Source organism: Streptomyces sp. NPDC041124, assembly GCF_055592385.1.
This window is the reverse complement of record NZ_JBVIYR010000001.1, coordinates 555,431-579,069: the sequence shown is the minus strand read 5'-3', so window position 1 is coordinate 579,069 and position 23,639 is coordinate 555,431. Positions and strand designations below refer to the sequence as shown.

Below are 23,639 nucleotides of genomic sequence, written 5' to 3'. Positions count from 1 at the left end.
GGAGTCCGCGGGCAGTCGTGCCGCCACCCTGCCGCCCCTCGGTTCTCCGCGGGCAGCCATCCCGCCCGGCACCGGCCCGTACCGGTGTTGTCCTGAAGGCGGGCCAGAACACCCTTCCGCTCGGGAAAAAACCCACGCTCAGGGTTGAGGCGCGACAGTTCGTCGTACGTATGGTCTTCGAGGTGGCCCCCGGCATCGCAGTGAGAGGCGGCGGAGAGTGATGACTCACAGTGTGCGCGCGGACACGCGTTCCCCACGCGGCGACGGGGACAGGGACTGGCGGGACCCCGCCACCCGCTACGCCCTCCTCCCCCTGCGCCTCTTCCTCGGCATCACCTTCGTCTACGCCGGCCTGGACAAACTCACGGACAGCGCCTTCATGAAGGACTCCGGCGCCGGTTCGATCGGCGACATGATGCGCGCCGTCCGGGACTCCTCCGCCATTCCCGCGATGGTCGACATGGCATTGGAGAGCCCCGTCGCGTTCGGCTACGCCATCGCCCTCGGGGAGCTGGCCGTCGGCATCGGCGCCCTGCTCGGTCTGCTCACCCGCCTCGCAGCCCTCGGCGGTGCGCTGATCTCCCTGAGCCTGTGGCTGACCGTGAGCTGGGCCTCCGATCCGTACTACTACGGCAACGACCTGCCGTACCTCATGGCGTGGATCCCGCTGGTGCTCGCGGGAGCCCCGGTGCTGTCCGTGGACGCCGCCCTTCGTGGGCGGCGACGACAGCGGGCGGGGGACGACCGCTAGCCCGCCGCGGTGTCCTCCTTGCCCCGGCGGCGTATGCGGCCGGCCAGGGAGCCCACCGCGCCGGCCAGGCAGAGGCCGCCGGCCACGACGGGGATCATGACGAACCACGGGGTGTGCCAGGCGCCGCCCGCGTCGCCGGCGTAGACCACCGCGGCGACGGTGAGGAAGACGCCGGTGACCAGCCTGCCGGGCTGGAACTCATGACGCAGCACGGCTCACCTCCGCCTGTCCCATGCCGACATGGAGCTCGACCTCGAGGGTGCCCGCCTTCTCGGTGCCCGCGGGCGGTCGCAGGATCACCTCTTTGCGCTTGCCCGGCGCCACGTCCACGTCCTTCCGCTCGTCGCCGGGCAACTGGATGTCGCCCAGGCCCACGTCGATGGTCAGCTTCACGGTCGCGTCCCTGGGCACGATCACGTGGATCCGGCCCAGGCCGACGTGGGACTCCGTCGAGACGGTGTCGTTCTCGGGCACGCGTATCGCGGACAGGTCCAGTTCTCCCTCGCCCGCGCCCAGGTCGTACAGGGGACGTATCTGCGCGACCGACGTGGGCCCCCAGGTCGTGCGCGTCCAGTCGGTGCCGATGTTCTCGGGGACGGCGGTCGAACCGGCCAGCAGGCCCGCCGTGATGACCGCCAGGACGACCGTTCCCGCGCCGGTGCGGCCGAGGAACGCGCTGACGGCGATGCCGAGGCCGAAGACGGCGAGTGCGCAGGCGAGACCGGTCTGCAGGCTGGTGCCGAGAGGATGCGCCTGCCAGGTCAGACCGGTGCCCAGACCGGCCGCGAGCAGGGCGAACAGGAAGACCCGGCCACCGATCCCGCGGGGACCGCGCGGCTTCGCCGGCCGACGGGGCGGTGCGTACGGCTTGTCACGGGTGCCGGTGCCGGTGCGGGTGTCGAGGCGGATGTTGACGGCCGCGGCGATGTCCAGGTCGCGGGAGTTCTCCGGCCCCCAGAGGTAACCGGTGCCGCCCACATGTGTGCCGTCCTTGACGATCGGGTCGCGCCACCACGAGGGGAAGGCGTCGGGAACCGGAGGCGCCTGGGGCTCCGGCGGGGCGTCGGCGGCGGCCTGCGCGGCGATGTGGTCGGGGCTGGGGGTGCCGCGCCGCCGCGACCAGTACCCGGCGCCGGCGAGCAGCAGGGAGAGTATGACGGCGAAGCTCAGCACGCCGTCGTTGCTCAGCATGGTGAGGAAGACGCCGCAGCCGACCAGCGCGAACAGCACGGCAGCCAGGGTGTGGCCGTCGACCCGGCCGGTCAGCAGCCGGCGGATCTCGTTCTCCTCGTCGTCGTCGTACGGGACGAAGAGCCAGGCGAAACCGTAGAAGATGAGGCCGATGCCGCCGGTGGCGGAGAGGACCGCGAGGGTGATCCGGAAGATCACCGGGTCCATGTCGCACTGCCGGCCGAGCCCCGCGCAGACGCCGCCGAGCATCTGGTGCCGGCGGTCCCGGCGGAAGCGGTCGTCCGCGTCCGCCGGGCCGGTCCCGCGGGGCGCGGCGTCCTGCGGCCCGGTGCCCCGGGAGGGGCGCGGGCCGGCGCCGGGTCCCGGACCCGCGGCGGCGTGCTGGTGATCGGTCATGCGTCCATGGTGACGGGCGGGCCGCCGCGGCGGGAGTCGGAACGACCCTGGCCGGACCCTGATATCGGTCCCTGAGCCGGGCCCGGGGAGCGGGCGAGGGACCGGTGGCGTGGAGATCAGGGGAGTCTGCGGGACCGACCCTGATGCTCCGGCAACCCGCGCGTGTGACCATCATTGGCATGTCGGAAGCCGCAGCAGCGCCAGTCGTCGAGCCGCGGCCGCCGCGCAAGCTCTACCGCAGCAGTGACGGACGCTGGCTCGGTGGCGTGGCGCGGGGGCTCGCCGGACACCTCGGGCTGCCCGTGATCTGGGTGCGTCTCGTCTTCGTCGCCCTGTTCATGGCCGACGGCCTCGGCGCGCTGCTGTACGCCGCGTTCTGGTTCTTCGTGCCGCTCGGTGTCGGAGGGGTGGACGCGCAGAGGCAGGCTCCGCCGGTGACGACCGAGACCGCGCCGGACGGCCGGCGCCGGCTCGTCACCCGCAGACCCGACAAGGGGCAGATCGTCGCCCTGCTGCTCATGGTCGTGGTGGCCATGGTCTTCGTGGGCAGTGTGGACCTGAACAACGGCACCAGGGCCTACCTCTGGCCGACCGTCCTGGTCGGTGCGGGTGTCGCCCTGGTGTGGCGGCAGGCGGACAACGCGCGACGGGCCCGCTGGATGGAGGCGGGCCGCCGCCGGCGCACCGTCACGCTGCTGCGTGCCGTGGCCGGTGTGCTGCTGGTGACGGCGGGTGCCTCGGGCATCTTCGTCCTGCGCGGGTCCGGCAGCCATCTCGGCTCGGTGCTCCAGGCGGCCCTCGCGGTCCTCGTGGGCATCGCGCTCCTCGCCGGCCCCTACCTGGTGCGCATGACGCAGGACCTCTCCGAGGAGCGCCTGATGCGTATCCGCGCGCAGGAACGCGCGGAGGTGGCCGCCCACGTCCACGATTCGGTCCTGCACACCCTCACCCTGATCCAGCGCAACGCGGACAACGCGGGCGAGGTGCGCCGGCTGGCCCGTGCCCAGGAGCGCGACCTGCGGGCCTGGCTCTACAAGCCGGAGGGCAACGGGAAGGACGAGGACGACGAGCCCACCACCCTCGCCGAGGCCGTCAAGCGCAACGCCGCCGAGGTCGAGGACAAGCACGGCGTCCCCCTCGAGGTCGTCGTCGTCGGCGACTGCCCGCTCGACGAGAGGATCGGCGCACAGATGCAGGCCGCGCGGGAAGCAATGGTCAACGCCGCCAAGTACGGTGGCGAGGGAGGCGCGGTGCAGGTCTACGCCGAAGTCGAGGGGAAGAAGGTCTTCGTGTCGGTCCGTGACCGTGGCCCCGGCTTCGACCTGGAGTCGATACCCGCCGACCGGATGGGCGTCAGAGAATCGATCATCGGCCGCATGGAGCGCAACGGCGGCACGGCGCGGCTGCGCGCGGTGCCCGACGGCGGCACGGAGGTCGAGCTGGAGATGGAGAGGGCGGAGAAGACGTCATGAGCGAGCCGACAGAGGCGAACGCGGCGGCGGGGGCGGGGCAGGGGCCCGAGCCGGCGGATCCGGCCGGGAGCGCCGCCGGCCGTCATGTGCGTGTCGTCCTCGTCGACGACCACCGTATGTTCCGCACGGGGGTCCAGGCCGAGATCGGGCAGACCGCGCAGACGGGGGTCGAGGTGGTCGGCGAGGCCGCCGACGTCGACCAGGCGGTCACGGTCATCACCGCGACCCGGCCCGAGGTGGTTCTGCTCGATGTGCATCTGCCCGGTGGCGGCGGTGTCGAGGTGCTGCGGCGCTGCGCTCCGTTGGCGGCGGACACCGAGCAGCCGGTCCGCTTCCTCGCACTGTCCGTGTCGGACGCGGCGGAGGACGTGATCGGGGTGATCCGGGGTGGTGCCCGCGGCTACGTCACCAAGACGATCACCGGGACCGATCTGGTCGACTCGATCTTCCGGGTGCAGGAGGGCGACGCCGTCTTCTCACCGCGGCTGGCCGGGTTCGTCCTGGACGCCTTCGCGTCGACCGACGCCCCGCCGGTCGACGAGGACATGGACCGCCTCACGCAGCGCGAGCGTGAGGTGCTGCGGCTGATCGCCCGGGGCTACGCGTACAAGGAGATCGCCAAGCAGCTGTTCATCTCGGTGAAGACGGTCGAGTCCCATGTGTCGGCGGTGCTGCGCAAGCTCCAGCTGTCCAACCGTCACGAGCTGACGCGCTGGGCGACGGCGCGCCGGCTGGTGTGAGCGCGGGCCGCTCAGCTCACGCGTGTCGCCCCCGCGAAGGGCATCTCGTCGATGGGGGCCAGGCGTACGGGTGCCGAGGGGTTCGGGGCGTGGACCATCCTGCCGTCACCGACGTAGATGCCGACGTGACTGATGCCGGAGTAGAAGAAGACGAGGTCGCCGGGGAGCAGCTCGGACCGGGCGACGCGGCGGCCGGCGTCGATCTGGGCGTAGGTGGTGCGGGGCAGGGAGACGCCGGCGGAGCGGTACGCGGCCTGGACGAGGCCCGAGCAGTCGAAGGCGTCCGGGCCGGTCGCACCCCAGACGTAGGGTCTGCCGATCTTCTCGTAGGCGTAGGCGACGGCCTGAGCGGCGCGGGGGCCGGGAGCCCGGGAGGTGACGGAGCCGGGCGCGCTCAGGCCGTCACCGGAGTCCGCGGGGGAGAGTGAGGCCCGGCCCGCGCCGGTGTCGCGCTGCTCGGGTGTCAGGCCGGACAGCAGACGGCGCGCGGCCGCCAGCTTGCCGGTGATCGTCTTCCGGTGCCGCTTCAGCTCGGCCCGGCGGGACGACAGCGACTCCGCCTCGACACGGGCCGCGCCGCGCAACCGCTCGATCTCCGACAGCTCGGTGCGGACGCGCCCCACCTGCGCTTTCCGGCGGCTGCCTACGCGTTCGGCGAGGGCGACGCCCGTCAGGTAGTCGTCCGGGTCCTCGGACAGGACCAGCTGCAGAGCGGGGTCCAAACCGCCGCCCCGGTACTGTGCCGCCGCCACCGAACCGAGCGTCTCGCGCGCGTTGTTGAGCCGGGCCTGTCCGCGAGCGGTCTCGTCCTGCAGACCGCGCAGCCGGCGCCGGGCCGACTCCGCCTTCTCCTTCGCGCCGTTGTACTTCTCGGTGGCGGCCTCCGCCTCCCGGTAGAGCCGGGCGACGTCCGCCCTGACCTGCTCCGGTGTCCGCTGGGGTTCGGCGAGGGCCGGGCCGTCGAAACCGCTCGCGGCGGCCGCGCCGACGAGGGCGAGGGTGACGGCCGCGCGGGTCGTGTGACCGCCCGCCGTGTGCTTCCGGGCCCTGCGGTGCGCTGCCACCTGCACTCCTGTTCTCCTCCACGGCCGACCCGGGCGGGCTGCCGCCCGGCGGTCCGGCGGCGGGAGAGCACAGGGGGAGCCGTCCGCCGCCGGACCTCTTTCGGCGGTGGTGTCCGGCTGCCGCCCGTGGCCGGGCGGCGACGGTCGGCAGCCGGACACCTGGGCAGGACGCTAGGCCCCGCCGCACGGCCCGGGTGACGGATTGTGCGGAAGTGGCGTGAGGGGACCACCGGGTGACCGTAAGTGACCGGGGATCCGCTCCGGCTCCTCCGTTTTTACCGTGGGTGATGACCGATGTGGGGAAGGGCGGCGGGGCGAGGGCGCCCGAGTGGTACGGGAGGCGTGTGGCTAGGCTCCGGCCTCATGGACGTACTCATCCACATCTTCGTCGGTCTGCACATCATCGGTATCGCGTCGCTGCTCGGTGGCTTCCTCACGCAGATGAAGGCGATGGGCGAGGGAACCGCCCGCTTCAGCCCTTCGATGCTGCACGGCGCGCTGACCATGCTCGTCACCGGAATCGCCCTGGTCGGCCTCAACGAGGCGCAGAGCTACTCCGTCGACCACATAAAGATCGGCGTGAAGCTGGCCCTGCTGATCGTCATCCTCGGCCTGGTCTACGTCAAGCGCGACGACGAGAAGGCGGACAAGGGCCTGTTCGGCCTGGTCGGCCTGCTGACCGTGACGAACGTCTTCATCGCCGTGCTGTGGACCTGAGCGCCTGCGCCCAGGTCCACTCGCTGACGGGTCAGGCGGGGCGCACCACGCTGTGCACCGAGGACTCGCCGTCGTAGAAGATCGACTCCTCGCGGACGTACGTGCCGGGCTTCGGGGCGTGGATCATCATGCCGTTGCCGATGTAGATGCCCACATGCGTGACGTCGTCGTAGAAGAAGACGAGGTCACCGGGCTGGGCCTGGGACACCGGGACCGTGGTGCCGGCGTCGACCTGGTCGTAGGTGGTGCGCGGGAGGCTGACCCCGGCGGCCTTCCAGGCGGCCTGGGTGAGGCCGGAGCAGTCGTAGGAGCCGGGCCCGGTGGCACCCCACACGTACGGCTTGCCGATCTGGGCGCGGGCGAAGGCGATGGCCTTCTCGGCCTTGGTGCCGTACGAGGAGTCCGGCGAGGTGGTCGGTGAGGTGGTCGGTGAGGTGGCCGAGCCGGAGGATCCGGTGCCGCCCGAGCCGCCGCCGTCCTGCTGGGCCGCCTCTTCCCTGGCCTGCTGCTGCTCCGCCTGCTGCCGGGCGAGCTCGGCGGCCTTGCGGGCGGCCTCCTCCTGCTTCTTCCTCTCGATCGCCGCGAGCCGCGCCTTCTCCTCGGCGGTCAGCTTCGACATCAGCTCACGCGCGTCGGTGAGCTTCTTCTGGACGGTGGCCTTGGCCGTCTTCAGGTCGTCCTGCGACTCGGTGAGCGTGCGGAGGCTCTCGGTGGCCTCCTGGCGCTTCTTCATCGTCTCGGACTGCTGGGTGACGTAGTCGTCGACCGCCTGCTTCTGGCGGCCGGTCAGCCGGTCCATCACCTGGCGCTGGTCGAAGACGTCCTGCGGGGTGTCCGCGAGCAGGAAGGTGGCGGTGTCGGGGACGCCGGCGCCGGTCCGGTACTGCGCGGCCGCGTAGGAACCGAGCTCCTCGCGCGCGTCGTTGAGCTTCTGGGTGCGCTGGGCCACGTCGTCCAGGAGGGTGTCGACGCGCTTGCGCTGCTTCGCGGTCTTCTCCTTGGCGGCGTTGTACTTCTCGGTCGCCGACTCGGCCTGGCGGTAGAGGTCGCCGACCTTCTTCTCGACCTCCTCCAGACTCGGCTTGCCGTCGTCCGTGGGGGCGGCGTTGGCCGTCTGGGAGAGCAGGGCGACGGAGGTGAGGGCGGCCGTGGCCAGGGCCGGAGTCCGTATGCCTGCCACGCGGGTGCCGGGGGTGCGCGACTTGCGGTGCGACGCCAAGGGAGGCGACTCCTTCCACTGCTCCGCCTGCCGGGTCAGCGGTGGGGGCACCTCCCAGGCCGTTCAGGCACTGGGGGAGGGTTCGGGCGGGTGGTTCGGAAGGGTTGCCCTACGGCCGCTCCGCGCGGGAGTGGGCCGATTCACCCCAGGGATTCGGTGGGTCCCCGGCTCCGGCTGTCGCGGCGGACAGTGACGGACTCGGCGGAGGCCGCGCGGTCCGGCGAGGTTCGCCGGCGGGGGACGAGCGGCCTGCCCGCACCGTAGCCAACTGGTGTGGCCCCTGTGAAGGTTGATGGGTGATATGCCCGATACATTTTTGTGACCTTCCGTGGCGGGTCACTCAGGGTGAGGGAACGGTCCTGGAGGGTGCGCGTCCGCGCGACGGCCGGGGTCAGGCACCTGCGGTCTCGGATGACGGGGGATGTTTCCGGGGCGGCACCTGGTTGTCGGTGGGGCACCCTAGACTCGGAGAGCGATGAGCAGCCTCTTTGACGACAGCTTCCTGGCGGACCTCCAGGCCCAGCGGGGCCCCGCGGACGAGCCCCCGCCACCGCCCGAGGACGAGCACGCGCCGGAGACCGTTCCGGACGACTTGTTCGGCGGGAAGTTCGACGTGCCGCCGGAGCGGGACACCTACTACCGCGACGGCGCCCCGCGCCCCGTGCTGGACGCCGCGGCGCTGCTGGAAGGGCTGAACGACAACCAGCGCGCCGCCGTCGTGCACTCCGGTTCCCCGCTGCTCATCGTGGCCGGCGCCGGTTCCGGCAAGACCCGCGTCCTCACCCACCGCGTCGCCCATCTGATGGCCGAGCGGCACGTCCACCCGGGCCAGATCCTCGCGATCACCTTCACCAACAAGGCCGCGGGCGAGATGAAGGAGCGCGTCGAGCAGCTCGTCGGACCACGGGCGAACGCGATGTGGGTCATGACGTTCCACAGCGCGTGCGTGCGCATCCTGCGCCGCGAGAGCAAGAAGCTCGGCTTCACGTCCTCGTTCTCGATCTACGACGCCGCCGACTCCAAGCGGCTGATGGCCCTGGTCTGCCGCGATCTGGACCTCGACCCCAAGCGCTTCCCGCCGAAGTCCTTCAGCGCCAAGATCAGCAACCTGAAGAACGAGCTGATCGACGAGGAGGACTTCGCCGCCCAGGCGTCCGACGGCTTCGAGAAGACCCTCGCCCAGGCCTACGCGCTCTACCAGTCGCGGCTGCGCGAGGCGAACGCGCTGGACTTCGACGACCTGATCATGACGACGGTCAATCTGCTCCGCGCCTTCCCCGACGTCGCCGAGCACTACCGCCGCCGCTTCCGCCACGTCCTGGTGGACGAGTACCAGGACACCAACCACGCGCAGTACGCGCTGGTCCGCGAACTGGTCGGCACTCCCTCGGAGCACCCGGTCGACGTACCGCCGGAGGCCGAGGTGCCGCCCGCCGAGCTGTGCGTGGTGGGTGACGCCGACCAGTCGATCTACGCCTTCCGCGGTGCGACGATCCGCAACATCCTCCAGTTCGAGGAGGACTACCCGGACGCGACCACGATCCTGCTGGAGCAGAACTACCGCTCCACGCAGACCATCCTGAGCGCCGCCAACGCCGTCATCGAGCGCAACGAGTCGCGCCGCCCGAAGAACCTGTGGACCAAGGCCGGCTCCGGCGCGCGGATCACCGGATACGTCGCCGACACCGAGCACGACGAGGCACAGTTCGTCGCCGACGAGATAGACCGCCTCACCGACGCGGGCGAGGCCAAGGCGGGCGACGTGGCGGTCTTCTACCGCACCAACGCCCAGTCCCGTGTCTTCGAGGAGATCTTCATCCGCGTCGGCCTGCCCTACAAGGTCGTCGGCGGCGTGCGCTTCTACGAGCGCAAGGAGGTCCGGGACGTCCTGGCCTACCTGCGGGTGCTCGCCAACCCCGAGGACTCGGTGCCGCTGCGCCGCATCCTCAACGTGCCCAAGCGGGGCATCGGCGACCGCGCGGAAGCCATGATCGACGCCCTCGCCCAGCGCGAGAAGATCAGCTTCCCGCAGGCGCTGAAGCGCGTCGACGAGGCGTACGGCATGGCCGCGCGCTCGTCGAACGCCGTGAAGCGGTTCAACACGCTGATGGAGGATCTCCGTACGGTCGTCGAGTCCGGTGCGGGCCCGGCCACCGTCCTGGAGGCGATCTTCGAACGCACGGGCTACCTGGCCGAGTTGCAGGCGTCCACCGATCCGCAGGACGAGACCCGGATCGAGAACCTCCAGGAACTCGCCGCCGTCGCGCTGGAGTTCGAGCAGGGGCGCGGCGAGGGCGAGTCGGTCGCGCTGTCCGACTTCCTGGAGCAGGTGGCCCTGGTCGCCGACTCCGACCAGATCCCCGACGAGGACGAGGACGGCTCGGGCGTCATCACCCTGATGACCCTGCACACCGCCAAGGGCCTGGAGTTCCCGGTCGTCTTCCTCACCGGCATGGAGGACGGCGTCTTCCCGCACATGCGCGCCCTCGGGCAGACCAAGGAGCTGGAGGAGGAGCGGCGCCTGGCGTACGTCGGCATCACACGTGCGCGGGAGCGGCTCTACCTCACCCGGTCGACGCTGCGCAGCGCATGGGGCCAGCCGTCGTACAACCCGCCCTCCCGTTTCCTGGAGGAGATCCCGGCCGCCCACCTGGAGTGGAAGCGGACGGGGGCGAGTTCGCCCGTGTCATCCGGGCCGGTGTCGGGGGTCGCGGCCTCCCTGTCGTCGTCCCGCTCCCGCTCGTCGGCCTCGGGGGCCTCCGGCTTCGCCACCCGGCGGTCGGCGGAGAAGCCCGTGGTGTCTCTGGCGGTCGGGGACCGGGTCACGCACGACCAGTTCGGCCTCGGCACGGTGGTCGGGGTGAACGGCACGGGTGCGAACGCGGAGGCGACCGTCGACTTCGGGGACACCAAGCCCAAGCGTCTGCTGCTGCGGTACGCGCCGGTGGAGAAGCTGTAGCCGGGGGCCGATGACCCGCGAGGCCCGGCGGGGGCTCGCGGGCATGCTGTTCCGTGCCCGGGTGCCTTCCGCCTACGAGGGATCGAGGCCGTGGCTGCGCAGCCAGGCGAGGGGGTCGATCGCCGAGCCGCCGCCGGGGCGCACCTCGAAGTGCAGGTGCGGGCCGGTGGAGTTGCCCGAGTTCCCGGAGAACGCGATCTGGTCGCCGGCCTTCACGGTCGAACCGGAGGGGATCTGGTAGCTGGAGAGGTGGCAGTACCACGTCTCCGTGCCGTCCTTCGCGGTCACGATCATCATGTTGCCGTAGGCGGAGTTGTACTGCGTCCGCACGGTGCCGTCGGTCGCGGCCAGGATCGGGGTGCCGTACGCGACGGGGAAGTCGATACCGGTGTGGGCGGACATCCAGTTGATGCCGGACTGCCCGTAGTAGGCGCTGAGGCCGTGCTGTGCGACGGGGAGGGAGAACTTCGGACGCAGCCGCTCCTTGCGGGCCGCCTCCTCGGCCGCCCGCCTGCGCTCGGCCTCCTGCTGCGCCTTGAGGTCGATGCGCTCCTGGGTGCGGCTGGCCCGGTCGGCGAAGTCGTCGGCGCCGGCGGCGAGGCTCTCCAGCTGGGTGTCCAGCTTGACGTTGGCGGCGGAGGGCTTCACCGGCTGGGCGTCGGCCGCGGTCGTCGCCGTCGTCGTGTCCTGGCCGCTGTCCTCGGTCAGGTCGCCGACCGAGGCGGCGGCGATACCGGCGACGCCCATCACGCACGCCGAGGGCACGGCCACCGTCAGCAGCGCGGAGCGTTTGGCGGGTGTCCGGCGCCGGGAGCGGGACCCGGAGCGCGAGGCGGCGCGCGGCGGCGGGACGGGCAGGGCCTCCTCCTGCTCGTCGAGCAGCACCACGGCGGGGAGTTCACCGGTGTCGCCCCCTTCCCCGGGGGCCTGCGCGTCGGTGGCGGGGTCCTGGTACGCGTCCTGCCCGTACGTCTCGTGCGGGTAGGCGTCCTGGTCGTAGGACTCGGACCGCGGCTCGTACCCCTCGGCGTGCGACTCGTAGGAGTCGGAGACGGGGGCCGGGCCGGCGGGGTCGCCGCTGTCGGAGTTCCACTGCGTGGCGTCGTAGGCGCCGCTGTCGAAGGTCTGCGTGCCCCAGTCCCACTGCTGGGCCGGCTCGGCGGGGCTCTCGGCCGGTTCGGGCTGGAGCCAGGCACCGGAGTCCCACTGGCCGCTGGTCTCGGGCGAGCCGGCCTGCGGAGGGATCACCGTCATCGGCTGGTCGCCGGTGGTCCACGCGGTCGCGTCGTAGCCGCCGGTGTCGTACGAGGTGAGGTGCTGCGCCGCGTACAGGTCGTAGTGGCCGGTGTCCTGGCCGTCCGCGGGCCAGTGCCCGGTGTCGTACGCGCTCGGGTCCTGCCCGCCGCCCGGGAGGTTCCCGAAGAGGGGGTCGGTCGCGAAACCACCGGTGGTGTGGTCGCCGGTGCCGTAGTGCGTGGTGGCGAAGCCGGCGGCGTCGTGGCCGCCGTAGGCGGTGAAATCGCCGTACTGGGCTTCCTGGGAGCCGTACGACGCGTAGGGCGCCGAGTCGGCATCGGAAGCCGGAGCCGGGGTCATGGTCCCCGACGGGTGACGGTCGTTCACCAACTTCTCTTTCGCCTCGACAACAGGGGCTGGCAGAGCAGTGCGGCGACTGTACCCGGCGGTATGCGGGCACGACAATCTTCCCCAGGTTTCGGCCGCGCAGGAAACGGGCATTCGGTCGTGTTTTGGGGGACGGCGGGCGCGGTCTTGGCTCTTTGTTCGAAACCCGTTCGAGGCTTTGGGGGTCCGGTGGCCGTAAGTCGGCGCTGTCGGACCGCTGTTGTTCGGATGAGCGCGCCGGGGGCGCGCGTGTCACGGGGAACCGGGCCGGGCGTGTCGCGCCCGGCCCGTCCTCACGCCACCGTCAGGCCGCCCGCGCGGCCGGTGGACGGCTCTCCGGGGTGCGCCGTGTCCAGCGCCTCCCGGATGCCGGTCGCCACGGTCGGGTGGACGGGCAGGGCGAGATGGCCGACGCCGCTCACCCGGATGTTCACCGCGGTCAGGTCCGGGTGCTCGATGCACGCCGTCTCCAGCGGGTCCATGATGTGGTCGAGGTCGCTCCAGAAGGCGACGAAGTACGTCCGGCAGCCGGGCGCCGGCCGGCTGAGCTCTTCGAGCACGGGTGAGCCGGGGCGCATCTGCCGCACGATGGGATGGGCGTTGGCCAGCGGTGCGACGCGCGTGCCGGAGTGCGGGGTGCCGAGCGTGACGAGCGTCCGCACGCGGGTGTCACCCCCCAGCCGCTGCACGTAGTACCGGGCGATCAGCCCGCCCAGACTGTGACCCACCACGTCCACCCGGCGACTGCCCGTACGCTCGCACACCTGCTCTATGTGCCGGCCGAGGAGTTCGGCCGCGATGCGGATGTCGCAGGTCAGGGGTGAATAGTTGAGCGACTCGATCTGCTGCCTGCCGTGCTGGGACAGGCTGCGGCGCAGCAGGACGAAGACGGAGCGGTTGTCGATGAATCCGTGCAGCAGCACGACGGGGGGCTTGGCCTCCGCCGGCAACTCGGGGGTGCCCTTCGGCACGGGCAGCGTGGGACGGTCCTGTTCCCGCCGCTCCTGGATGATTCCGGCCGGATAGAGGAGGACGTGGCCCGCCAGGATGGCCAGCTCCAGGGCGGTCGCCTTCAGCAGGGCGAGGGAGAGGTCCGCCAGCCGGGCCGGCAGGAGACGCCGGCACAGCGGCAGGAAGGGAAGAGCTGCCTCGGTGACCTTCATGGCCGACCTCCTGTCGGCACACGCGAGGACGGCCTCGTCCCCCGTGTGCCCTCATGGGATGTCGCTACGAGAGCGGTCGACGGCGCGCGCGGACGGAAGGTGGAGGGGGCGCGCTGGTACGCCGACGTCGGTGCGAATCCCTTATGCGCATGGTCCCACCGATGCCCATGAGTCGCACGAGCACATGGTGTGCGGGCCGGGGAGCCCGGGAACGCTGCGCGGTGAACGTGTCCCACCGTGTGATTTCCCCCTCCCTGCGCACCGCGAAACTGCCGGTTGCGGGATGCTGGAGATAACGTTCGTTCACTTCTCCGGCCGGTTCGGGCCGGGGTGTCCGTGCGATATGTGCGGTACTGGTCGATACGGATGGATGTAGTCGCTTCATGGAGGCAGTGATGGGTGTGGCAGCCGGTCCGATCCGCGTGGTGGTGGCCAAGCCGGGGCTCGACGGCCACGATCGCGGGGCCAAGGTGATCGCGCGTGCGCTGCGCGACGCCGGTATGGAGGTGATCTACACCGGGCTTCACCAGACTCCCGAGCAGATCGTCGACACCGCGATCCAGGAGGACGCCGACGCGATCGGCCTGTCCATCCTCTCCGGGGCGCACAACACGCTGTTCGCGGCGGTCATCGAGCTGCTCCAGCAGCGCGACGCGGCGGACATCCTGGTCTTCGGCGGCGGCATCATCCCCGAAGCGGACATCCCTCCGCTGAAGGAGAAGGGCGTCGCGGAGATCTTCACCCCGGGCGCGACCACGGCGTCCATCGTGGACTGGGTCCGCGCCAACGCCCGTCAGCCCGCCGGGGCGTAACCGGCCGCATCCTGCGGACGGCCGTCCGGAGACCGCGCGCGGTCCCGGGCCGGAGGCGGGACGACGGCGGGTGCCGCTGTTCCGTGCCGCCGCCGGCCCCCGGCGCGTGGTCCCGTGCCGCGCGGCCGGGCCGGCCGCCGGGCACGCTCCGGGGGTCCCGTCCGGCTGCGGGGCGCCGGTGTCGCGGGAGGCGGGGCCGCCGTGGACGGACCGGGTCAGGGGGCCGGTGGTGACAGCTCCGTCAGCATCGCCGCGCGCAGCCGCAATGTGGTGACCAGCCGCTGGAAGGCCTCCGACCAGTAGCCCCCGGCTCCCGGTGACGCGTCCTCCGGCTCGTCCGGTACGGCCAGGAGTGCGTCGAGGCGGCCGGCCTCGGAGGGGTCCAGGCAGCGTTCGGCCAGGCCCATGACTCCGCTGAAACTCCATGGATAACTCCCTGCGTCCCGCGCGATGTTGAGCGCGTCGACCACTGCCCGCCCGAGGGGCGCGGCCCAGGGCACGGCACACACGCCGAGCAACTGGAACGCCTCGGACAGACCGTGCGTCTCGATGAACCCGGCCACCCACTCCGCCCGTTCGCCGGGGTCCAGCGTGCCGAGCAGCTTGGCGCGCTCGGCCAGGGACACGGCCCCCGGCCCGCCCGCCTCCGGCGCGGAGGGCTCCCCGAGCAGCGCCCGGGACCATGCGGCGTCCCGCTGCCGCACCGCCGCCCGGCACCAGGCCGCGTGCAGATCGCTCCGCCAGTCGTCCGCCACCGGCAGGGCGACGATCTCTCGGGGAGTACGCCCGCCGAGCCGGCGCGACCAGGCGCCGAGCGGCGTCGCCTCCGCCAACTGGCCGAACCACCAGGAGCGTTCGCCGCGGCCTGCGGGGGCCTTGGCCACCACTCCGTCGCGCTCCATGCCCGCGTCGCACTCGTGCGGCGCCTCGACGACGAGCGTCGGCGCCTCCCGCGTGCGGTCCACGGCCACACAGGCACCGGCCCTGACCGCCATCCGCTCCGCCAGGGCCGATCCGGGCAGTGCCGACAGCAACTCCGCCGCCGTCGACCGCACGTTGCGGCTGCGGTCGGCCAGCGCCTGCTCCAGGAACGGCTCGTCCTGCGGACACAGACCGGTGCGCAGCGAGTCCAGGAACATCAGCCGGTCCTCGGCCCGCTCCGTCGCCCAGGTCGACGCGAGGAGGTCACGCGCGGCGGCCGGCTCCCGGGAGCGCAGGGCGGTGAGGAGGGCGACCCGTTCTGCGAAGAGTCCCTCCTGCCAGAGCCGCCGTATCCCGTCCGTGTCGTGGCGGGCGGGTACGGACGTACCGCCGCCGGGGGTGGAACGCAGGGCGAACCGCCAGTCCGGGTTGAGCCGGGCCAGCCACAGCGCGCGCGGCCCCGCGAAGGTGAGCGCCGCCGGGCGCAGGTCCGTACGTCCCCGCGCGGCGTCGAGCAGGGCGGGCAGGAGGGCGGGCGGCGGCGCGAAACCGCGGGCGTTCGCCGCCGCCAGCCACTGGGGCAGCAGCTCCATGAGGTCCGGTGCCGTGCCCCGACGGCCGCCGCCGGAGGTGCCGGGGCGGTCCGCGAGCAGCATCGCGAGCCGGCGGGCGGCGGCCGGCGGCAGTGCGGGGCGCCGCTCCTCGGGCGCGGGCTCCGGACGCTCCGCGGCCGGTGCGGGCCGCAGTCCCGCCCTGCGCCGTACGGTCGCCGCCGCCGCGGCGTCCAGCAGGTCCGTGGCCGCCCGCGGACCGGGCCCGACACCTGCCGGTGTGCGCCGGTCCGTGCCCAGCATGGCCGTGGTCACCAGCTCCTCCCAGTCGTCCGGGAGGGACGCGTCCACGGCGGCGGTCGTCCTGCTCATGAGCTTCCTTTCCGGCGGGGATCCCGGTGCGGTCGGACACTCAGGCGGTCCGAGTGTCCAGTGATGTCCGAAAGATGCCTGGGACGAGGAGGGCGGTGCCGGGGGGCACCGCTAGCACAGCGGCACCACCTCGCCGGGCCCCTCGGGCCATGCCGCCAAAGGAGTGAATCCCTGATGGCCGCACTCGCCGAAGACCCTGACCGGGGCGCCGCCCGACAGGGCGACCAGGCGCCACAGGCCCGGCCCGGTCCGCGCGGTGGGGGAGAGCGGCAGGGCCGTGTCCCCGCCGGCGTCGGCCAGCTGCCAGCCGTCCCCGTCCGGAGCCGGCACCACCCGGTCCAGGGTCACCGGGACCGAGTCCAGCCAGGGGTCGTCGCGCAGGGCCTCGCCGTAGCGGGCCATCGCCCGCGTCGGCGAGGTGCCCGGCGGGCGCACGGCCGTCGGCGCGGGGGCCGCGAACCGTTCCCCCAGAGCCGCCCTCGGCCCGGCCGCGCCCCGGTACGCGGACAGCTCCGCGTCCAGGGCCTGCCCGACCGGCAGCGCCAGCTCCGGGGCGCGGCCCGCCGCGCCGTAGGAGAGGAGCAGTACGGTACGCCCCGAACCGGTGCCGTACAGCCAGACGCGGCGGGTCGTCAGCCGGCTGTCCGCCGTGTCGTACTGGGCGAGGACCAGCCAGCGGTCCCGGACCGGGGGGCCCTCCGCCGAGGCGGTCAGACCGACGCGGGTGCGGACGGTCGCGGCGAGTCCTTCCGGCAGCCGGTCGCGGCGCAGCCAGCCCCGGGCCAGCAGGTGCAGCAGCGCGCACTCCTCCAGCAGCCGGACCGGTCCGCCCGTCAGCGCAGCCAGTTCCCGCACCCGGGTGGCGAGTCCCGGGGCCTGGGCGTCGACCATGCGGGCCGCGGTCTCCTCCCACATGCCGTGCCCCGCCTGCCCGGCCGAGGCCAGACCGGCCCGGAGCAGATCCGCCAGACGCTGCTCCAGCTCCTCCGCTCCCGCCGTGACCCGCCCGGCCCGCCGCTCCGCCCTGCGCCGAGCCGCCTCCGCGGCGGCGGCCGCGGGAGGGGGGCCCGCCGCGTCCGCGGTGCTCCCCTCCCCGGCGCCGGTGCGCCGGCCCGCGACCCACTGCTCGGCCCACCCCGGCACCGGCGCCCGCGGCACCGTCCCCGCTCCGTCCGCCCAGAGCAGCAGCAGACCGAGCGCGTGCTCGCACGGGGCCCCACGGGTCGGGCAACCGCACGTGTACGCGGGCCCGGAGGGGTCCGCGATGTCGACGGCCGTCCGGTACGGCGCGCCGTCACCGCCCGACCACAGCCCCCACACCGTTCCCGCGCCGGAACTGCCGGCCCCCGACCACAGCCCGGCCACGGCGACTTCGCCCCCCGCAGCCCGTGACGCGGCGTCAGGCGCCAGTGTCAGCACCCGGTCCGCGGTCCAGCGCACCTCCTGCTCAGTCATGCCACCGAAACTAGATCCCACCACTGACAATCGGTCCGCGGGGCGCATGTGCGCAGGTCGGAGCGATTGTCAGTGGCGTGGTGCACGGTTGGTGGCAGATCCGAACCGGCCGAGCTGGAGGGGGACTCAGTCATGACTGTGCCTGTCGAACGGGACACGCTGCGGCCGCACGCCGAGGACGCCTTCGCCGCCGAACTCACCGCGTTGGCCGCGCTGGACGACCGCCCGCGCCCCGCGCGCTGGAGACTCTCACCGTGGGCCGTCGCCACCTACCTGCTGGGCGGCACCCTGCCGGACGGCACGGTGATCACGCCGAAGTACGTCGGCCCGCGCCGGCTCGTCGAGGTCGCGGTCACCACCCTCGCCACCGACCGGGCCCTGCTGCTGCTCGGGGTGCCCGGCACGGCGAAGACCTGGGTCTCCGAGCACCTGGCCGCGGCGGTCAGCGGTGACTCCACGCTGCTGGTGCAGGGCACGGCCGGCACGCCGGAGGAGGCCATCCGCTACGGCTGGAACTACGCCCGGCTGCTCGCCGAAGGACCCAGCCGGGACGCCCTGGTGCCCAGTCCGGTGATGCGGGCCATGGCGGAGGGCGCGACGGTCCGCGTCGAGGAGCTGACCCGCATCCCGGCCGACGTGCAGGACACGCTGATCACGATCCTGTCGGAGAAGACACTGCCGATACCGGAACTCGGTCAGGAGGTGCAGGCGGTCCGCGGCTTCAACCTGATCGCCACGGCCAACGACCGCGACCGCGGGATCAACGAGCTGTCCAGCGCCCTGCGCCGCCGGTTCAACACCGTGGTGCTGCCGTTGCCGGAGACACCGGAGGCGGAGGTCGACATCGTCTCGCGCCGCGTCGGCCAGATCGGCCGCTCCCTCGACCTGCCGGCCGTGCCCGACGGCATCGACGAGATCCGCCGCGTCGTCACCGTGTTCCGCGAGCTGCGCGACGGGGTGACGGCCGACGGCCGCACCAGGATCAAGTCGCCCAGCGGCACGCTCTCGACGGCCGAGGCCATCTCCGTGGTCACGGGCGGACTGGCGCTCGCGGCGCACTTCGGCGACGGGGTGCTGCGGGCCGGGGACGTCGCCGCGGGCATCCTCGGCGCGGTCGTCCGTGACCCGGCGGCGGACCGCGTCGTCTGGCAGGAGTACCTGGAGACCGTCGTCCGTGAGCGGGACGGCTGGAAGGACTTCTACCGGGCCTGCCGGGAGGCCGGCGCGTGAGCGGAGGGAAGGCGGGCGCCGCGGAGCCGCTGCTGCTCGGGGTGCGGCATCACGGCCCGGGGTCGGCCCGGGCGGTGCGGGCGGCGCTGGAGGACGCCCGGCCGGGCGTCGTGCTGATCGAAGGGCCGCCCGAGGCGGACGCGTTGATTCCGCTCGCTGCCGGGGAGGACATGCGGCCGCCCGTCGCCCTGCTCGCCCACGCCGTCGACGAGCCCGGCCGCTCGGCCTTCTGGCCGCTGGCCGGGTTCTCCCCGGAGTGGGTGGCGATCCGCTGGGCGCTGGAGCACGGAGTGCCGGCCCGCTTCATCGACCTGTCCGCGGCGCACACGCTGGCGCGGGTGGAGGACGAGGGGCACGCTCCCGGAGCCGGAGCGGGCGGCGAGGGCGCCGTGCCGGAGGCGGACGTGCGGACCGATCCCCTGGGGGTGCTGGCGGAGGCGGCCGGGTACGACGACGCCGAGCGGTGGTGGGAGGACGTCGTCGAGCACCGGGGCGTGGGGAAGGGGGACCCGGTCGCGCCGTTCACGGCGCTGGAGGAGGCGATGACCGCGCTGCGGGAGGAGTGCGGGGGCAAAGGACACGAGCGGGACCTCGTCCGCGAGGCCCACATGCGGCTGCGGATCCGTGCGGCACGGCGGGAGTTCGAGGACGGCGTGGCCGTGGTGTGCGGGGCCTGGCACGTGCCGGCGCTGCGCCGCGGGTCCCCCGTCGCCGCCGACCGGGCCCTGCTGAAGGGGCTGCCGAAGGTGAAGGCGGACATGACCTGGGTGCCCTGGACCCACCGCAGGCTCTCCCGGGCGAGCGGCTACGGCGCGGGCATCGACTCCCCCGGCTGGTACGGGCACCTGTTCGACGTCCCGGACCGGCCGGTGGAGCGCTGGCTGACCAAGGTGGCCGGGCTGCTGCGGGCCGAGGGCCGGATGGTCTCGTCCGCGCACGTCATCGAGGCCGTGCGGCTGGCGGAGACCCTCGCGGCGATGCGCGGACGTCCGCTGGCCGGGCTGAGCGAGACGACGGACGCGGTGCGGGCGGTGATGTGCGACGGCTCCGACGTGCCGCTGGCGCTGGTGCGCGACCGGCTGGTCGTCGGCGACGTCCTGGGGGAGGTACCGGCCACGGCGCCCGCCGTGCCGTTGCAGCGGGACCTGGAGCGGATCCAGCGCCGGCTGCGGCTGAAGCCGGAGGCGGCGGAGCGGGAGCTGGATCTCGACCTGCGCAGGGACACCGACGCGGAGCGCAGCAGGCTGCTGCACCGGCTGCGGCTGCTCGGCATCGGCTGGGGCGAACCCGCCGCCTCGCACGGCAGCACGGGGACCTTCCGGGAGAGCTGGCGGCTGCGCTGGGAGCCGGAGCTGTCCGTACGGGTCGCCGAGGCCGGGGTGTGGGGGACGACCGTCCACATGGCCGCGACCGCCAAGGCGGAGGCGGACGCCGTCACCGCGCGGGGCCTCGACGGGGTCACCGGGCTCGCCGAGCGCTGCCTGCTGGCCGGCCTGTCGGAGGCGCTGCCCACGGTGATGCGGGTCCTCGCCGACCGGGCGGCCCTCGACACGGACGTCGGCCATCTCGCCCGGGCGCTGCCCGCCCTGGTCCGCTCCCTGCGCTACGGGGACGTGCGCGGCACGGACACGGCGGCGCTGGCGGAGGTCGCCTCCGGGCTGGCCGGGCGGATCTTCGTCGGGCTGCCCCCGGCCTGCGCCGCACTGGACGCGGACGCGGCCGAGGAGATGCGCGGCCACGTCGACGCGGTGCACGGCGCCGTGGGCCTCCTCGGCGACTCGCCCGCACCGGACCACGGGGCACTCCGCGTCCGCTGGCAGTCGGTGCTGCGGACGCTGTCCGCCCGGGACACCGTGCCCGGTGTCATCCGGGGCCGGTCCGTGCGGCTGCTGCTGGACGGCGGGCAACTGGCGCGGGACGAGGCGGCGCGGCTCATGGGACTCGCGCTGTCGCGGGGCACGCCGCCGGCGGACGCGGCCGCGTGGATCGAGGGGTTCGTCGGCGGGGGGTCCGGCGGCGGACTGCTCCTGGTCCACGACGAGCGGCTGCTCGCGCTGGTCGACGCCTGGCTGACGGGCGTACCGGCGGACGCGTTCACGGACGTACTGCCGCTGGTGCGGCGCACGTTCTCGGCGTACGAGCCGGGGGTGCGGCGCACTCTCGGCGAGCTGGTCCGGCGCGGGCCGGCGGCACGCGGGAGCGTCACGGGCACGGGCGGCGGCACACCCGGCTTCGCACCCGGCCCGGACACCGCCCGCGCGGACGCCGTGCTGCCGGTGCTGCGACTGCTGCTCGGCGGTCCGGACGAGGACGGCGCGGGAGCGGGCGCCGGACCGGCCGGAGCGGCGGGATGACGGACACGTACCGGGAGGAGGAGACGGGCATGGCGGTCACGACGCCGGACCCGGCCGCGCGGGAGCGGCTGCGCAGATGGCGCCTCGTGCTCGGCGGGGACGCGGCCGACGGGACCGGCCACGCGCTGTCCGGGCAGGACGCCGCGATGGACGGGGCGCTCACCGCGCTCTACGGCAAGGCGGACGGGCCGAAGGCGGGCGGGGACCGGTCGGCGGGGCTGGGGGCGTCGGCACCGTCGGTGGCCCGCTGGCTGGGGGACATCCGGACCTACTTCCCCACGTCCGTCGTCCAGGTCATGCAGCGCGACGCCATCGACCGGCTCGGGCTCGCCACGCTCCTGCTGGAACCGGAGATGCTGGAGGCGGTCGAGGCCGACGTCCACCTCGTCGGGACGCTGCTGTCGCTCGACAAGGCCATGCCCGAGACGACGAAGGAGACGGCACGGGCCGTTGTGCGCAAGGTCGTGCGGGACCTGGAGGACCGGCTCGCCACCCGAACCCGGGCCACCCTCACCGGCGCCCTCGACCGCAGTGCCCGCGTCAGCCGGCCGCGCCATCACGACATCGACTGGAACCGCACGATCGCGGCCAACCTCCGGCACTACCTCCCGGAACACCGGACGGTCGTGCCGGAGCGGCTCGTCGGGTACGGACGCGCCTCGCGGTCGGTGCGCAAGGAGATCGTCCTGTGCGTCGACCAGTCGGGTTCGATGGCGGCGTCGGTCGTGTACGCGGCGGTGTTCGGGGCGGTGCTGGCGTCCGTGCGGGCGGTGGACACGCGGCTCGTGGCCTTCGACACGGCGGTCGTGGACCTCACCGATCTCCTCGACGATCCCGTCGACGTGCTCTTCGGTACCCGGCTCGGCGGCGGCACGGACATCAACCGGGCGCTCGCGTACTGCCAGTCGCGGATCACCCGGCCCCCCGAGACGGTGGTCGTGCTGATCAGCGACCTCTACGAAGGGGGCATACGTGACGAGATGCTCCGGCGGGTGGCGGCGATGAAGGCGTCCGGGGTGGAGTTCGTGGCCCTGCTGGCCTTGTCCGACGAGGGGGCGCCCGCCCACGACAGGGAGCATGCGGCGGCTCTCGCCGCGCTGGGCGTACCGGCGTTCGCCTGCACACCCGATCTGTTCCCGGAGGTGATGGCGGCGGCGATGGAGAAGCGGCCGCTGCCGGTGCCGGAGACGGGATGACCGGCGCCGCACCCGCGATCGGACCGGGGAAAACGGACATGGCCGCCCATCGGTGACCGAGGGCTTGCGCGGGCTCGGGCGTCGCGTGCGAGGATCGGCGCCGTTCGACGCGGACCCCGATCGGCGTCCCCACTCGTCCCGCCGTCCGGGAGGAAGCCCGTCTTGCCCCGGTCCCCGGCCGTGCCCGGTGCCGCCCCGCGCACGATGCGTGGCGCGGCCGGGCGGCGTGCGGTCCAGCCGGCGCTGCTGGTGGGGGCGGTGTTCGTGCTCGGAGTGCTGTGCGGGGAGCGGGCCCTGGCGGCGGACCGCGCGCCGGACCCGGAGGCCTCCGCCGTCGTCGGAGCACTGGCGGCGAGCGGACCGGGCGGACCGGACCGAACGGGCGTACCGACCGGACCGACGGGGCCGACCCGACCGGTCGGACCGATCGGACCGATCGGGCCGACCCACCCGGCCTCGTCGCCCGGCCGGGTGGCCCCGGATGGGTCTGCCGGCCCCGGCGCTCCGTCCGGCTCCGCCCCACCCGGGGCGGTCGTCGATGCCCTCACCGCGCCGCGCCCGCACGCGGCCGGCCGTCCGCTGACCGAGACCGTGGCCCGTTGCGCGGACCAGCCGCTCGTGCGACCGGCCGGGGAACCGGTGGGCGAGGTGACCGGGGGCCCGGACGAGGCAGCCGGGAGGCTGGCCGCCACCCCCGAGAAGCTCCCCGTCACGGCCGGAACACCGTCCGTCACCCCCGCGAAGCCGCTCGTGCCGGCGCGGTCCGCGCCGCCGGCCGATCTCCTCCCGCTGCCGGATCTCCTCCCGCTGTCCGACGGGCTCGCGCCCGCCCTCCCCGGCACCCTCGGGGCGGACCCACCCGGTGCGCTCCGGCCCTCCTCCCCGCCGCCCGGCGATTCCGCGCCGGAAGCCCGTGACACTTCCGGCACCCCGAGCGCGCGGCACCGACCGGCCGGACCTGCCGGAACCACCGGCCCCACCCCCCACGGCCCGCCGTTCACCCGCGCCCACACCGCGCCCCACGACAGCGGCCGCGACGGCCAGGGCGCCCAGCGGGACGAGCGGGACGGCACCCCCGCGCCGAGCGCCGGGCCCGCCCTCCTCGCCCCCCACGCCCCGCCCGGTGGCCCGCCGGACGGCGTCCTGGGCGGCGGCCGTTCGACGGCGGACCAGGGCACACAGCGGCACGGCGACCCGGGCGCCGTCCCGGCGTTGCGCCGGCCCGCACCCGGGCTCGTCCCCGGCGCCACGGTGCGCGCCGACGCGTCCGGGACCCGGGACCGGTGCCGGGACGTCCCGGTCCCGCCCGCCTGACGACAGCCCCTCCCGCACCGCGCAAGCGTGCGCGCGAGGACGTGAGCCGGTGATCCCCGGCGGACAATCACCCCGCCCCGGCGGAAAACGTCGCGGAGCGGCACCCCGCCCGGTGTGCTGGTCCGCCCCCGCCTCCCCC

General features: G+C 73.7%; 18 protein-coding genes. 10 read left to right on the top strand and 8 right to left on the bottom strand.

The features are described from left to right. The first annotated feature begins 220 nt into the window (after positions 1-220). On the top strand, positions 221-751 hold the full coding sequence (locus ACZ6A9_RS02715) for a DoxX family protein (protein ID WP_468976923.1): 531 nt from the start codon (positions 221-223) through the stop codon (positions 749-751). Here ACZ6A9_RS02715 and ACZ6A9_RS02710 read toward each other — a convergent pair. Together ACZ6A9_RS02710 and ACZ6A9_RS02705 are read right to left on the bottom strand one after the other, a co-directional pair. Continuing rightward, positions 748-963, bottom strand: a complete 216-nt coding sequence (locus ACZ6A9_RS02710; protein WP_468976919.1) for a hypothetical protein — start codon at positions 961-963, stop codon at positions 748-750. The two genes, ACZ6A9_RS02715 and ACZ6A9_RS02710, sit on opposite strands and share 4 nt — an antisense overlap. Continuing rightward, a complete protein-coding gene (locus ACZ6A9_RS02705; RefSeq protein WP_468976917.1) occupies positions 950-2,338 on the bottom strand; it encodes a PspC domain-containing protein in 1,389 nt (462 codons plus the stop codon). The genes ACZ6A9_RS02710 and ACZ6A9_RS02705 overlap by 14 nt, the downstream gene beginning before the upstream one ends. 179 nt (positions 2,339-2,517) lie before the next feature. On the opposite strand from ACZ6A9_RS02705, the gene ACZ6A9_RS02700 reads away from it, so the two are divergent. Together ACZ6A9_RS02700 and ACZ6A9_RS02695 are read left to right on the top strand one after the other, a co-directional pair. Then, on the top strand, positions 2,518-3,810 hold the full coding sequence (locus tag ACZ6A9_RS02700) for an ATP-binding protein (protein ID WP_468976915.1): 1,293 nt from the start codon (positions 2,518-2,520) through the stop codon (positions 3,808-3,810). Further along, positions 3,807-4,550 (top strand): LuxR C-terminal-related transcriptional regulator, encoded by a 744-nt coding sequence (locus tag ACZ6A9_RS02695; protein ID WP_468976912.1) that lies wholly within the window; start codon positions 3,807-3,809, stop codon positions 4,548-4,550. The genes ACZ6A9_RS02700 and ACZ6A9_RS02695 overlap by 4 nt, the downstream gene beginning before the upstream one ends. A gap of 11 nt (positions 4,551-4,561) precedes the next feature. Here ACZ6A9_RS02695 and ACZ6A9_RS02690 read toward each other — a convergent pair whose 3' ends face one another. Then, entirely contained in the window at positions 4,562-5,614 is a 1,053-nt protein-coding gene (locus ACZ6A9_RS02690; RefSeq protein ID WP_468976909.1) for a C40 family peptidase, read from the bottom strand. Between the two features lie 363 nt (positions 5,615-5,977). Between ACZ6A9_RS02690 and ACZ6A9_RS02685 the strand changes: the two genes are divergently transcribed. After that, on the top strand, positions 5,978-6,331 hold the full coding sequence (locus tag ACZ6A9_RS02685) for a hypothetical protein (RefSeq protein WP_468976906.1): 354 nt from the start codon (positions 5,978-5,980) through the stop codon (positions 6,329-6,331). A 31-nt stretch (positions 6,332-6,362) separates the two neighbouring features. On the opposite strand, the gene ACZ6A9_RS02680 is transcribed toward ACZ6A9_RS02685, so the two are convergent. Then, positions 6,363-7,550 (bottom strand): C40 family peptidase, encoded by a 1,188-nt coding sequence (locus tag ACZ6A9_RS02680; RefSeq protein ID WP_468976903.1) that lies wholly within the window; start codon positions 7,548-7,550, stop codon positions 6,363-6,365. A gap of 475 nt (positions 7,551-8,025) precedes the next feature. Between ACZ6A9_RS02680 and pcrA the strand changes: the two genes are divergently transcribed. Next, a complete protein-coding gene (pcrA, locus tag ACZ6A9_RS02675) occupies positions 8,026-10,509 on the top strand; it encodes a DNA helicase PcrA (RefSeq protein WP_468976900.1) in 2,484 nt (827 codons plus the stop codon). Between the two features lie 72 nt (positions 10,510-10,581). Here pcrA and ACZ6A9_RS02670 read toward each other — a convergent pair whose 3' ends face one another. Next, a complete protein-coding gene (locus tag ACZ6A9_RS02670; RefSeq protein ID WP_468976897.1) occupies positions 10,582-12,246 on the bottom strand; it encodes a M23 family metallopeptidase in 1,665 nt (554 codons plus the stop codon). A gap of 179 nt (positions 12,247-12,425) precedes the next feature. Then, a complete protein-coding gene (locus tag ACZ6A9_RS02665; RefSeq protein WP_468976894.1) occupies positions 12,426-13,295 on the bottom strand; it encodes an esterase/lipase family protein in 870 nt (289 codons plus the stop codon). A 395-nt stretch (positions 13,296-13,690) separates the two neighbouring features. On the opposite strand from ACZ6A9_RS02665, the gene ACZ6A9_RS02660 reads away from it, so the two are divergent. Next, on the top strand, positions 13,691-14,107 hold the full coding sequence (locus ACZ6A9_RS02660; protein WP_228967185.1) for a cobalamin B12-binding domain-containing protein: 417 nt from the start codon (positions 13,691-13,693) through the stop codon (positions 14,105-14,107). 215 nt (positions 14,108-14,322) lie between these two features. Here the strand turns inward: ACZ6A9_RS02660 and ACZ6A9_RS02655 are convergent, their stop codons facing one another. Together ACZ6A9_RS02655 and ACZ6A9_RS02650 are read right to left on the bottom strand one after the other, a co-directional pair. Further along, positions 14,323-15,951: a DUF5691 domain-containing protein gene (locus ACZ6A9_RS02655; protein WP_468976890.1), complete on the bottom strand. Its 1,629-nt coding sequence runs from the start codon at positions 15,949-15,951 to the stop codon at positions 14,323-14,325. Positions 15,952-16,062: 111 nt separating this feature from the next. Then, positions 16,063-17,406 carry an SWIM zinc finger family protein gene (locus ACZ6A9_RS02650; RefSeq protein WP_468976887.1) on the bottom strand — a complete coding sequence of 448 codons (1,344 nt, stop codon included), beginning with the start codon at positions 17,404-17,406 and terminating at the stop codon, positions 16,063-16,065. Positions 17,407-17,538: 132 nt separating this feature from the next. Between ACZ6A9_RS02650 and ACZ6A9_RS02645 the strand changes: the two genes are divergently transcribed. The 4 genes from ACZ6A9_RS02645 (at position 17,539) to ACZ6A9_RS02630 (ending at position 23,500) form a co-directional block, all read left to right on the top strand. Continuing rightward, complete coding sequence (locus ACZ6A9_RS02645) at positions 17,539-18,636, top strand: ATP-binding protein (protein ID WP_468976884.1); 1,098 nt, start codon at positions 17,539-17,541, stop codon at positions 18,634-18,636. Continuing rightward, positions 18,633-20,990 carry a DUF5682 family protein gene (locus ACZ6A9_RS02640; RefSeq protein WP_468976881.1) on the top strand — a complete coding sequence of 786 codons (2,358 nt, stop codon included), beginning with the start codon at positions 18,633-18,635 and terminating at the stop codon, positions 20,988-20,990. Before ACZ6A9_RS02645 ends, ACZ6A9_RS02640 begins: the two co-directional genes overlap by 4 nt. A gap of 29 nt (positions 20,991-21,019) precedes the next feature. Further along, positions 21,020-22,186 (top strand): VWA domain-containing protein, encoded by a 1,167-nt coding sequence (locus ACZ6A9_RS02635; protein WP_468977943.1) that lies wholly within the window; start codon positions 21,020-21,022, stop codon positions 22,184-22,186. 162 nt (positions 22,187-22,348) lie between these two features. Further along, positions 22,349-23,500 (top strand): hypothetical protein, encoded by a 1,152-nt coding sequence (locus tag ACZ6A9_RS02630; protein ID WP_468976879.1) that lies wholly within the window; start codon positions 22,349-22,351, stop codon positions 23,498-23,500. Positions 23,501-23,639 lie beyond the last annotated feature (139 nt).